We start from the raw sequence: 12,561 nt of genomic DNA on the forward strand, positions 1-12,561 counted from the left end.
GCAACTGATAAGGGTAGGCTAGCGCAGGGAGCGCAGGCCGCCGGCATCCTTGTCGAGCACCGTAAAGCGCACGGCATCCAGGTGCTCCAAGATGCTGATGGCGCGTTTGCGCGACACGCCAAGGGCCTCGCGCAGCACGCTCGTGGTGGCTGCGCCGCCGGCTGCCTCAATGGCAGCGGCAACAAGCTCGCGTGCATGGGCCTCGGCGGCAGCGGACAGGGCAACGTCGCGCTCGACCTTAACGATCGAGCGGTTGAGCGAAAGCTCGCGCAGGGCACGCGTCATGGTGTCGCGACCGAGCTGCAGCTGTTCGCCCACCACGGGAAGCGCCGGTGCATCCAGGCCAGCCTCGTCAAGCAGCGCGACGATGCGCTCGCAAGCCTCTCGCACCACGCGTGCCGCCGCGGCGGCCGAATGCGGATCGAATACCTCGGCGCCCTCGGCGGCGCACACGCCACGCGAGCAGCCCTCGGCAATCAGGGCCGCGGCAACGCCTTCATCAGCGGCAGGCCACGCAGCATGGGCAACGGCGCCGGGCGTAAAGCCCGTCTCCTTGGGAGCCGCCGCGTGCATGGCTGACAGGGTCGCCGCCAGTGCATCCATCGCGGCGTCGAGCACCACGGCGTCCGCCAAGAGGCCCGCATCGCCCGCGGCAAGCTTGCGAACGGAGCCCTGCGCCACCAATCCGCGCAGTGCGGCATCGGCCTCGCCAACACGAAGATCCAAAGCCTCGGCAACATCAACCGTCGTAACCGGCAGCGTCTGCAGCGCCAGCCAAGCGCCCACACCGCCCGCGATATCGCCGGCCTCAAGCGCCACATACAGCGCACGCTCTCCTTCGGCAAGCTCGCGCGAACGACGGCAACGCGAAAGCAGCACACGCCCGCCGCCAATGAGCATAACGGGCGAATACGACAGCACCACGGCATGGTCTCCGGCGCGCAGCGGCAGCGGCTCCTCCAGGCGCACCTGTACGGTACGGGTCTCGCCCACCGCCATGGGGGCCTCGCCCTCCAAAAGCATGATGCGGCCGACAACCTCGGCTGTACCCGCCATCACATGCACGCGCGCGCCCGACTCAAGCACGCGCGGCTTGGCGCCCTCGCGGCCCAGGTAGGTGAACGTCATCATAAAACGCAGCGTCTGGCCAAAGCGGTCCGCCACGCCCAGCATCTCGCCACGGTCAAGCGCCGCGACACCGTCACCAACCAGGTTGAGCGCCACGCGTTGCCCAGGCAGCGCGCGCGGCGTATCGCCATGCACCTGAATCCCGCGGACACGGCAGACCGTACGCGACGGCAAAGCCATCAGCTCGTCGCCCACCGCAACCGGCGCATCGTGCAGCGTTCCCGTCACGACGGTGCCGGCGCCCTTGATCGTAAAGCAGCGGTCAATCGGCAGGCGCGGCGCGGCATCGCTCCGCTCGGCACGCTCGCGACAGGTATCCCAGCAGACACCCACCTGCTCGTCGAGCACCGCAAGCAGCCCGTCAATCCCCTCGCCCGTCTTAGACGACACGGGCACAATTGGCGCGCCCGCAAACACAGTACCCGACAAAAAGTCATCGACATCGAGCTCGGCAAGCTCGGTCATCTCGGCGTCGGCCAGATCACACATCGTCAGCGCGACCACCATATGCGTGACGCCCAAAAGCTCCAGCACATGCACGTGCTCGCGGGTCTGCGGCATCACGCCCTCGACGGCAGAGACCACCAACACGGCAACATCAATGCCCGTGGCACCCTGCACCATGGCGCGCAGGTAATGCGCGTGGCCCGGCACGTCGACCAGGCCGACGATCTTGCCGCTCGGCAGCGCCAGCTCGCCAAAGCCAAGCTCCACGGTCATACCGCGACGGCGCTCGACCTCCAGACGGTCGGGATTCTTGCCGGTCAGCGCCTCGATCAGTGCGGACTTACCGTGGTCAACGTGGCCCGCCGTGCCAACGATAACGGGGCACTCCACCAGCGTTTGAACCTCACTCATCGAGCAATCGCCTTCTCAACGCACGCGACGAGCGTCGATGCCGCCGTCTCGATATCGCGGTCGCCCACAAGCGTACGCACATCAAACAGAATGCGGTCGTGCGAGGCGCGCGTGACGACCGGCGTATCGAAGTCCTGGATGAGCGAGCGCTTGAGCGCATCGACCGTCAGGCGCGCGTCAACAAGACGCACGGCAACGCACATCGTGGGCAGCTCCACGGTAGGCAGCGAGCCGCCACCGGGAGTCGACGACTCCTCGACGATTTCCACCTGCACGGCACACGGGCAGCCAGCCTTATCGAGGCCCGCCACCATCAGCTCGCGCAGCTTGCGTGCGCGGCGCTTCAGATGAGCCTGCGGAAGCGTGAGCATGTTGAGCACCGGCACCTCGCGATGGGCCACATCCGCCCCATCCATGTAAATGCGCAGCGTAGCCTCGAGAGCCGCCAGTGCGAGCTTTCCCGGACGCAGGGCGCGCATAAGCGGATGCGACCCACAGGCCTGCACCAGATCGCGGCGACCCATGATAATGCCCGCCTGCGCGGCACCGAGCAGCTTATCGCCCGAGCACGACACCAGATCGAGCCCTGCCGAAACCGAAGCCGGCGTGGTTTCCTCGCCGCCGCGCACCAGGATGTCATCGGGCAAAAGCGCGCCCGACCCCTGGTCCTCGTAGAACAGCAGGCCATGCTTGTGAGCAAGCGCCGCAAGCTCCCGAGAACCCACCTCCTCGTGGAAACCCTCGATACGATAGTTGGAAGGATGGACCTTGAGGATCATCGCCGTATCGGGCGTGATGGCGCGCTCGTAGTCGCTCAAATGCGTGCGGTTGGTGGCCCCGACCTCAACGAGCTTAGCACCCGAGGCCTCCATAACATCGGGGATACGGAAGCTGCCGCCAATCTCGACAAGCTCGCCGCGGCTGACGATGACCTCCTTGCCCGCGGCATGGGTTGCCAACACCAACAGCACGGCGGCCGCGTTATTGTTGACGACCAGCGCATCCTCGGCACCGGTAAGCGAGCGGATGAGTTGCGCGGCATGCTCTTTGCGCGACCCGCGCGAGCAGGTGTCCACGCTGTACTCGAGCGTGCTGTAGCCGCGTGCGACCTCGGCCACGGCCTTGGCGGCCGACTCCGCGAGCGGGGCTCGACCCAGGTTGGTATGGATAACCACGCCCGTCGCGTTGACGGCGGGGCGCAGGCTCGGCAGCGCGGAGCGGTGCGCACGCCACTCAATAGCCGAAGCCAGGTCGCGCTTAGAGCGCGGGGCGGCACCGGCGCGAATGGCGGCGCGCTCCTCGTCGAGCTCGGCCGTCACGGCAGCATGGACCACCGCGTCGCAGGTCTCCCCCGCCGCCTTCACCACCGGCCACTCGGCAAGCAGCTCATTGACGGAAGGAATGGCGCGCAGGCGGGCGCGCACCTCATCGGACATGTTCTGGCTATCGCTCATGTGCGGCCTTTCAAAACCAAAGGTGAATCAATCGTTCGAACGTCAAACCATCAGCCAACTTGATCGGCTGAATCAATCAGTCGTTATTATCCTCGCGCGCCGCGATCTTTTCCACGCGAACGGCGTTTTCCTGAGTAAGCGCGGCGCCCGTCAACGGGTCCCAGCGCAGCGGTGTGTGGTCGAGCGGCCCGACGCCCAGGGCCTGAGCGCCACGAGCATCGGCGCCAAACGAACGCCCACCGGGGGCGGCCGAGGTGAAGATGCACGCCGGATGCAGATACGGCGTCGTCTCCACGCGCACGCGGTCGCGGCCCATATCGCTCACGAGTTCGACGATCTCGCCGTCGGCGATGCCCATATGCGCAGCAGCATCGGCATTCATCTGCACGGCATCCAGGTCCGACCCAGCCTCGGCGGCACCTTGGGCTGCAAGCCTTCGCGAGGTGTGCGACTCAAAGGGACGGTTGCCGCTAATGAGGCGAAACATCCCCGGGCCAGGCTCCACCATGGGAGCGATCCAGTCGGGTACACGACCCAGGCCGGCACGCTCCCATACGTCACTTGCCAGCGCAATTATGCCGCCATCCAAGGGAATCGCCGGCTCGCCCGTACGCGACGGCAACGCAACACCCGTGTCGGCCCAGCCGCGCTCCCTGAGCTCGTCCAGATCAATCCCAAACGGCGCCACCTGGGCAGCCGCCAGATCGTCAGACGTAAACTGGAAGTACTCGCCCACGCCACACGCCTGCGCCAGACCGGCAAAAATCTCCCGACCGGGACGTGTGTCGTCATGCTGCACAGGCAGCACGGCGTTGCGGTAGAACACGCGCGAATCGTTGGCGCCAACGACCGTTCCCACGCCGCGGTCAGCCTCCAGATACGTCACGTCGGGCAGCACGAAATCAGAAGCACGCGCCGTCTCGGACCAACGAATATCAATCGTCACGAGCAAGTCGAGCTGCTGCAAAATACTCAACCAAGCCTGTGCATTGCCATAGCCCGCACCGGGGTTACTGGCATAGACGATGAGCCCACGCAAATCGCCGGCAAGAATCGACTGACCGATTGTCGTGCACAGGCCGCGCACCGGATCGACCAGTGGATAGCGCTTGGACCCCAGCTTGGGCTCGCGCGGCACCGGCGGCATCGCAAAGCGCATGGGATCAAGGTCGCCCAATACAAGCGGTGTGGGCGGGTTGAGCGCACCGCCCGCGTGTCCGATGCAGCCCAGTAGCACATCGACCAAGCAGATAGCGCGCGCGGTCTGGGTGCTATTGGCATACGCGATGCCGATGCCACCATGAAAGCCTGCATCCACCACAGCGGCAGGCGCGGCGGCAGCTAGCTCGCGCGCCGTGGCGACAATCTCTGCGGCCGGCACGTCGCACATCGACTCGGCCCACTCGGGCGTCCAAGCACTGGCCGCCTGCGCCAGCTCGTCAAAGCCTGTGGCGTAGCGGTCCACGAACTCGTGATCGTACAGGTCCTCGGCTACCAGCACATGTGCGATACCCAGCAGCAACGCCAGATCGCATCCAGGACGTACGCGCAGCCAGCGGTCGGCAAGCGCGGCCGAGCCGCTGCGCCGGGGATCAACCACGACGATCTTCGCCCCGCGCCGGCGCGCATCGTTGAGCGCGTCAACGGCCCCCATCGTCGACGAATCGACAATGGAACGCCCCAGGTACATGATGCAGTCGGTATGCGCAAGGTCGGAGGCGGGGCTATAGCCCAGGCTGTGCTCCCAACCGGTAAGTCGGCTTACCTCGCAGGCACCGTCGGCACCGTATACGTTGGGCGAACCCAGCGCATGCATAAAACGATAGGCCCAGTAGCGGTCGAACGAGGGAACGCCGAGCGTCATACCCAGTGCACGAGGCCCGCACTCGTCAACAATCCCCAAAAGACGCTCGGCAATCTGAGCAAACACCTCGTCCCAGGTAATCGCATCAAACCCCGAGCCATCCCGGCGGCGTCGCATGGGGTGCACAATGCGGTCGCGCTCGTCAAACGGCATTGCCAGGCGATGCCGTCCGCGGGCGCACAGGGCACGCGCCGCGCACGGATGCCCCGGCACCGGCAACTCGGCCACCACGCGACCGTCCTCAACGCGTGCCGCAAAGGCGCAATCGGCATAGCATCCCCCGCATGTGGTCACCACGGTGCGACCGTCACGCTTCACAGCAGATGCCATCTCGATTACCCCTTTCACAAGCCAAACACAGCAGGCCAAAAGCCCGGCAACGAGCCCCAGGCCAAAAAAGCCTCCCGCACGGCAACGCCCCGCGGGAGGCCCAACGTCAAACAGGCGGTACCTTACGCCTCGGACTTCCTGGCGTAGATAAACCAGTAGCCGAGCGCGACCAGAACCGCGCCGCCCACGATGTTGCCCAGCGTGGCGGCGGACAGGTTAAACGCAATGCCCGCGGCGTTGAGTGCATCGGCGCCGGCGACGTCGGCACCGTAGCCGCACGCATGCATCACGGCGCCCATGGGCAAAAAGTACATGTTGGCGACGCAGTGCTCAAAACCGCAGGCCACAAAGGCGGCGATGGGCAGCAGAATGCCCATAACCTTATCGACTACGGTCTTGCCCGCAGTGCCAATCCACACGGCCAGGCACACAAAGATGTTGCACAGGATACCGCGGAAGAAGATCGTCACCCAGTCGACCGTCACCTTGCCGGCGGCGACGCTCACCATGGAGTTGGCGACCGCCTCGCCGTTGAGCTTATAGATGCCGGCCATGTACACCAAAAAGACGATGAACAGAGCACCGACAAAATTGCCGACCCACACAACGACCCAGGCCTTAAGCATCTGAACCAGCGTGATCTTTTTGCTCTTGAGCGCGCAGACCATAAGCGAATTGCCGGTAAACAGCTCGGCGCCGCACACCAGCACCAGCACCAGGCCCAGGCAAAAGCACAGGCCGCCCACGACGCGCTGGGCACCCCAGCCCAGCGTGCTGTCGCTCAAAAACACCGTAAAGAACAGGCCGCCGAAGGCGATAAACGCGCCGGCGAACATTGCCAACAGAAAGGCCTTAGCGACCGGCAGGTTAGCCTTGGTCACGCCGGCGGTCTCGGTCTTGGCCTCGATCGCGGCGGGCGCCAGGCAATCGGGAGCGGGATACTCCACCTTGGAATCTGCCATGTCAATCACTTCTTTCCTATTCAGCAGAGACAAGCGCTGCTATTGCTCCTGTCCCAAGCGGACAAAGTGGGAAAAGTCGTTGGCAGCCACGGCGTCGTACACGGCGTCGACGGCGTCAAAGACTTCCGGGGACATGGGGTTGTAGAACTCCGTGTCGCCCGGCTGAATCCCAACGAAGACGATATCATCACACGATTGTTCGATTTCCTCGATCAGAATCGACAAAGGAAGCGAATGCGTGGTGAACATCGACTTGCGGGCCACATCGCGCTTGTCGAGCAAGCGGATGGACCCGACGGGCAGCGCCATGTCGGCGGCATCGACCAAAACCAAACGCGGCGGACGCTCGCGCTTGACCTCGATAATGTCGTCCTCGGGCGTTTGGCCGCCGTCGATGGTGTACCAACCGGCGATGGGTGCGTCCTCCATCTTTTTGGAGAGCACGGGGCCGGCGGCATCGTCGGCACGCAGCACGCTTCCCGCCGTGAGCACGATACCCGCAAACGGGGCGCCGTTCACACGACCATCCACAACGCGACCCATTATTGCAACCTTCCCGTCAGATACACGCCCGACACATCGCGCACGCGCTCAACCAGATCGCGAAACTTCATTAAGAACGCGACCTGCTGGGCATGCAGGCCAAAGTCGTCATCGAACACCGAGATTCCGGCCTTGGCCGACCCGCGAAAACCGCGCTCGTCGAGCAGCGTGTCGCAGGCCTCGAGCAGCGACGGCACCGCCGCCTTGTCGAGCTGGCACTCGCCAAAGGAACGGATGGCCTCGAATTTGGTCTTGGCCTCCCCCTCCGGCAGCGCGTCGACGAGCGAATAGAACACATCCACCGGCACCGACAGGCGCGGCTCAAAGCAGTCGAGCACGCCGGTGTGGTGGCCCACGGCGAGCGTGTAGTACAGTACGTCGCAGGCCTCCTGGGGAACGTCTTCCTCGGTCTCCACAAACTTACGCGTGAGCTCGTAAAAGACCACCTGGTCGGGCGCATGACCCAGGCAGGGGTCGGCGACGCCCTCGGCGGCCTCGTCGCTTGCGCGCGAGGCATCGCCAAAGGAGCCGCCGAGCATGCCGGGACCCGCAAAGTAACCAGAGCGGTCCGTGAGCTCCATCTAGCGACCTCCGGCCAGCACCAGATCCTGCAGCGCCGAGTAGACCTCGACGCGGCGCGGATCGTCCTGCTTGTCGATGAGCAGCGCCATGGCACCGCGGATATCGCCCTTGGGCGCGCCCTCGAGCGTATCCATAAACTCGTTGGCCAGGTCGCGGCCGTAACGGTAGCCGCTCATGGCGCGAGCCTCGCGCTCGATGGCAACGCGCAGCTTGTACGGCACGCCGGGGTGCAGAATATCGGCCTGCTCGCCAGCGGCCTCCACCGTGGTCTCGGCATGGAGCTTTTGGTCCAGCAGACCGAGCGCCATGGCAAAGCCGTAGACGGTCTGCGCGGGGCTGGGCGGGCAGCCGGGAATGTAGACGTCGACCGGCAGGATCTTATCCGTGCCGCCCCAGACGCAGTAGTTGTCGTAGAAGATGCCACCGGTGCAGCCGCACGCGCCATAGGACACCACGATCTTGGGATCGGGTGCGGCCTCAAAGGCGCGCAGGGCCGGCATACGCATGGCACGCGTCACGGCGCCGGTGTACAGCAGCACATCGGCGTGACGGGGCGAAGGCACGACCTTGATGCCAAAGCGCTCGACGTCAAAGACGGGCGTGATGGAACCGAAGATCTCGATCTCGCAGCCGTTGCAGCCGCCGCAGTCAACACGGTAGACGTACACCGAGCGCTTGATCTTCTTAAGAAGGGTCGCCTTGGCCTTCTCGATGCTCTCGTCGAGCTCGATCTTGGTCGGGCGGTACTGAAGCCGCTCGGGCAAAAGCGTGGGTTCGGCCATGGTTACTCCTCCTTCATTTCATAATCCATGATGATGCCCTCGACCGGCGCCGGACCGGCGGGAATCTCGGGCGCATCGGGGTTGAGCTCGCGGTCGATATACTCCGGGTTCACGCCGTGGCCGCCCAGATACTCCATGCCGGGGCCCTGGGGCTCGCCGGACGCAAGCGTCTCGTTGGCTGCCATGCCGGCAGCGTTGCCGGTCTTTACGGCCGAGGCGGCGCGCAGGGCGTCGAGCTCGCGCTTGCACTCCTGGCACATACCGACAGTACGGGCAGCCTGGATGGCCTCCATGCCGCCGGCCTTTTGCAGCAGGCGCTTGGCGTAGTCGATCTCCTTGTGCGGGGCAAACGGCTTGCCGCAACGCGAGCAGTGCTCGAGCGTGTAGACGCTCTTGCTGGTGAGGTCGTCCTTGCTCATGACGGCCAGTTCAAACTCCTCGGTGAGCTTGATGGCCTCCATGGGGCAGGCTTCCTCGCAACGGCCGCAAAAGATGCAGCGACCGTAGTCGATCGACCAGGTGATGGTATCGGCCGCAAGGTCGGTGTCCATGCGAATGGCATCGGCCGGGCACGCCACGCCGCAGGCTCCGCAGGCGATGCAGAGCTCGGCATTGTGCTCGGGCTTGCCGCGCATGTCCTTGTTGGTGGGAAACGGCGCAAACGGGTACTTGACCGTCGCGTCGCCGGCCTTGGCGTTAACCTTCCAAAGCTTCAGCATATTAGAGCGCCTCCTCATCGAGCGGGGCGGCCATGGTGCCCTCGCCCGCAAGCGGCGACTTGTCGCGCCAGACGTTCTCGAACTGCTCCTTGTCGAGCACGTGGTCGCGCTTGGCGGCGACATCGGTCACCGTCACGCGGTCGGTGCAGGAGTAGCACGGGTCGAGCGAGCCGACGATCAGCGCCGCGTCGCCCACGGTGTTGCCGCGGAACATGTAGCGCAGGACCGGCCAGTTGCTGTACGTGGCGGCCTTGGCGCGCCAGCGGTAGCACTTCTGGTTATTGCCGAGCATGGCCCAGTGCACGTCCTCGCCGCGCGGCGCCTCGGTGGCGCCGATGGCGTACTTGTGCGGGGTGTACTCCCAATCCGTGGTGAGGATGGGACCCGACGGGCAGTTCTCGAGCATGGTCTCGATCATGTCGATCGAATCGTAGACCTCCTGGATGCGGACGGCGGTGCGGCCGAAGGCATCGCAGGTGTCTGCCGTAGCAGCATGCATCTTCTGAACATCCGGATCGGCGTAGCCGTCGAAGGGATGGTCAAAGCGCACGTCGCGGGCATAGCCCGAGCCACGCATGAGCGGGCCGACCGGAGAGAAGTCGCGTGCGATCTTGCGGTCCAGAATGCCGATGCCACTCGTACGCTCAATAAAGTTGGGCGTGGAGAGCAAGACGTCGACGAGCTCCTGAACCTCGGAGCGCAGCTGGTGGATGGTCGTGAGCGTGGAAAGCTTCTGCTCGGCCAAAATGTCGCGACGCACGCCGCCGATCACGTTGAGGCCGTAGGTCTTGCGATGACCGGAGAGTTTCTCGGCCAGGTCCATGGACTTCTCGCGGACGCGGAAGAACTGCTGGAAGCCGGAGTCGAAGCCCGTGTAGTGCGATGCGAGGCCAATATTGAGCAGGTGCGAGTGCAGACGCTCGACCTCGAGCATGATGGCGCGGATGTACTGGGCGCGCGGCGGGACATGAATACCCTGGGCGCGCTCGACGGCCTCGGCATAGGCCACAGAGTGAGCGCAGCCGCAGATGCCGCAGATACGGTCGGCGAGGAACGTCACGGCGTCATAGTTCAAGCGCGTCTCGGCAACTTTCTCCATGCCGCGGTGCACGTAGAACAGACGGTAGTCGGCGTCGACGATCGTCTCGCCCTCGACGAACAGGCGGAAGTGGCCAGGCTCGTCGGAGGTAATGTGCAGCGGGCCCATGGGGACGAGCGTGGTCTCCTTGCCCTTGGTGTCGGCCAAGAACTCGTAGTTTTCCATGTCGCTCGCGGGAGCGGGACGGAAGCGGTAGTCCATGGAGTCCTTGCGCAGCGGGTACAGGCCGCTGGGCCAGTCATCGGGCAGTACCAGGCGGCGACGGTCGGGCAGACCCTCGGGGATCAGGCCGAACATGTCGCGCAGCTCGCGCTCGCCCCACACGCAGGCGGGGACGAACGGCGTCACGGACGGGAACGTCATCTTGGCGGGATCGACCTCGGTGCGCACGGTCACCCAGCCGGGGTCCTCCCCCTCCATGGAGATGACGTAATACACGGCGTAACGGCCGCACAGGCTGCGCTCATCGTTGCCGATGATCACGGGAATCCAGCCGTAGCGCTCGTAGTACAGGTAGTGGACGGCCTCGGGCAGCTTGTCCTGCTTGACGGTAATCGTCAGCTGGTCCTCACACTGCCACTCGACCTTTTCGATGCAGCCCGGAACGGCGCGGCGCAGGGCCTCGACATGGCTCTCGCAGCGACGGGCATACACCTTGTTCTCAGTTTCAATCATTCGTTACTCCACCTCGCTCTGAGCGGTCTCGGTACCGAACACAGCGCGGTACATCGGCGTCGCGTGAAGTTCCTCGGTGCTCTGCTCGAGCACGATGCCGGTCGCGGTCTCCACACCGTGCACGAGGGGCAGCGGGGTGGCGATGCCAAACCACAAGATCATGACAGCCAGGATGATTTCGGGGATAAGCATGAGCGCCGGGGCCTCATGCTTGTCCATGCCCTGGGGCGCATGGCCGAATACCGACTTGAGTGCGATACGGGTGAGCGCGGAGATGGCCACGGTAAGACCGAGGGCGACCACGACGACCAGCCACATGGGACCGGCGGTAACACCGGCGACAAAAGTCAGGAACTCGGAGATAAACATGCCAAAGGGCGGGAAGGCACCAAGACCGAGCAGCGCCAGGACGGCGAGCGCGGCGGTTGCGGGGGCAACCTCGACGACGCCCTGGATCTTGGCCAGGCTACGCGTGCCAAAAGCGTGCTGGATGTTGCCGGACACGCAGAAGGCAAGCGTCTTGGTAAAGCCGTGGAACACGCAGTGCAGCAGGGCCGCGGCGATACCCAGCGGGCCACCGATACCCAGGCACAGGGCGATAACGCCCACGTTCTCCACAGACGAGTACGCAAAGCGGCGCTTGAGGTCGTCCTGGCGAAACATCGAGAGTGCCGCCACCAAAATGGACAGCGTGCCGACGATCAGCAGCAGAAGTTGCGGATACTCGGCACCCACGGCCTGGATGGTAAAGCCGTAGAAGCGCATGATCACAAGCATGGCGCACTTAAGCAGCACGCCCGAGAGCAGGGCCGAGACAGGGCTCGGAGCCTGGGAGTGGGCATCGGGCAGCCAAGTGTGCATGGGGAACAGGCCGGCTTTGGTGCCAAAGCCGATCACGATAAACGCAAAGGCGAGGCGCATGAGCGTCGGGTCGAACTGGTCGGCATACGGCAGCACGCACGACAGGAACGCGGCCTCGTGGGCGTTGGGAATCACGTCGGCGGCGTTGGCGTAGATCAGCAGCGTACCGAACAGGCCAAAGGCCACGCCGGCGGTGCAGACCATCGCATACTTCCAAGAAGCCTCGAGGGCCGTCTTGTTCTTGTAGATACCCACGAGGAACACGGTGGAAAGCGTGGTTGCCTCCACGGCGGCCCACGTGAGGATCATGTTGTTGGACAGGCACGCGAGCAGCATGGTGAACACAAACAGGCTAAACAGCGCAAAGTACTGCTTGGCGCGCTCGGCGGGCATGGAGCCCTCCTCGATATCGGCCTTTACATAGGGAAGCGAGAACAGCCCCGTAAGAAAACCGATAAAGCCGATGAGCAGCACAAAGATGGCGCCCAGCGAATCGAGGTGGAACCACAGGCCAAGAGCGCTCGCGGTTTCGCCGCTCATAAGGACGTCACCGGCCGTCATAATCGACAGCACCAGTACAGCTGCGACGGAGACCAGGTTGAGACCGGCAAATACGTTATAGGACGTATTCTTGGGCAAAAACGCCATGACCAGCGAGAACACCAAAGGAGTCGCGAGCAGGGCGAGAATCAACGTTTCCATGG

10 protein-coding genes are annotated in these 12,561 nt (G+C 64.4%); all 10 read right to left on the bottom strand.

The annotated features are described in order from the left end of the window. Nucleotides 1-18: 18 nt before the first annotated feature. The 10 genes from selB to PGW49_RS06505 all read right to left on the bottom strand — a co-directional run bounded on the left by selB (nt 19) and on the right by PGW49_RS06505 (nt 12,559). On the bottom strand, nt 19-1,986 hold the full coding sequence (selB, locus tag PGW49_RS06460) for a selenocysteine-specific translation elongation factor (RefSeq protein WP_270225971.1): 1,968 nt from the start codon (nt 1,984-1,986) through the stop codon (nt 19-21). Continuing rightward, nucleotides 1,983-3,440, bottom strand: coding sequence for an L-seryl-tRNA(Sec) selenium transferase (gene selA, locus PGW49_RS06465; RefSeq protein WP_270225972.1), 1,458 nt, complete (start codon nt 3,438-3,440; stop codon nt 1,983-1,985). Before selA ends, selB begins: the two co-directional genes overlap by 4 nt. 76 nt (nt 3,441-3,516) lie before the next feature. Continuing rightward, the gene (locus tag PGW49_RS06470; protein ID WP_270225973.1) at nt 3,517-5,634 is read right to left on the bottom strand and encodes a molybdopterin-containing oxidoreductase family protein; all 2,118 of its coding nucleotides are present in this window, start codon (nt 5,632-5,634) and stop codon (nt 3,517-3,519) included. A 122-nt stretch (nt 5,635-5,756) separates the two neighbouring features. Beyond that, nucleotides 5,757-6,596 (bottom strand): formate/nitrite transporter family protein, encoded by an 840-nt coding sequence (locus PGW49_RS06475; protein WP_225093469.1) that lies wholly within the window; start codon nt 6,594-6,596, stop codon nt 5,757-5,759. 39 nt (nt 6,597-6,635) lie between these two features. Further along, on the bottom strand, nt 6,636-7,139 hold the full coding sequence (hycI, locus tag PGW49_RS06480) for a hydrogenase maturation peptidase HycI (RefSeq protein ID WP_055286177.1): 504 nt from the start codon (nt 7,137-7,139) through the stop codon (nt 6,636-6,638). Then, the gene (locus PGW49_RS06485; protein WP_055286175.1) at nt 7,139-7,720 is read right to left on the bottom strand and encodes a formate hydrogenlyase maturation HycH family protein; all 582 of its coding nucleotides are present in this window, start codon (nt 7,718-7,720) and stop codon (nt 7,139-7,141) included. The genes hycI and PGW49_RS06485 overlap by 1 nt, the downstream gene beginning before the upstream one ends. Beyond that, the gene (locus PGW49_RS06490; RefSeq protein ID WP_006234107.1) at nt 7,721-8,503 is read right to left on the bottom strand and encodes an NADH-quinone oxidoreductase subunit B family protein; all 783 of its coding nucleotides are present in this window, start codon (nt 8,501-8,503) and stop codon (nt 7,721-7,723) included. A gap of 2 nt (nt 8,504-8,505) precedes the next feature. Further along, nucleotides 8,506-9,222, bottom strand: a complete 717-nt coding sequence (locus tag PGW49_RS06495) for a formate hydrogenlyase complex iron-sulfur subunit (protein ID WP_225093468.1) — start codon at nt 9,220-9,222, stop codon at nt 8,506-8,508. Between the two features lies 1 nt (nt 9,223). Further along, entirely contained in the window at nt 9,224-10,996 is a 1,773-nt protein-coding gene (locus PGW49_RS06500) for a hydrogenase large subunit (protein WP_022095197.1), read from the bottom strand. Nucleotides 10,997-10,999: 3 nt separating this feature from the next. Then, nucleotides 11,000-12,559 carry a hydrogenase 4 subunit F gene (locus PGW49_RS06505; RefSeq protein ID WP_225093466.1) on the bottom strand — a complete coding sequence of 520 codons (1,560 nt, stop codon included), beginning with the start codon at nt 12,557-12,559 and terminating at the stop codon, nt 11,000-11,002. Nucleotides 12,560-12,561 lie beyond the last annotated feature (2 nt).

Origin of the sequence: Collinsella aerofaciens (assembly GCF_027679495.1) — a bacterium.
In the GTDB taxonomy this organism is placed as follows: domain Bacteria; phylum Actinomycetota; class Coriobacteriia; order Coriobacteriales; family Coriobacteriaceae; genus Collinsella; species Collinsella aerofaciens_AK.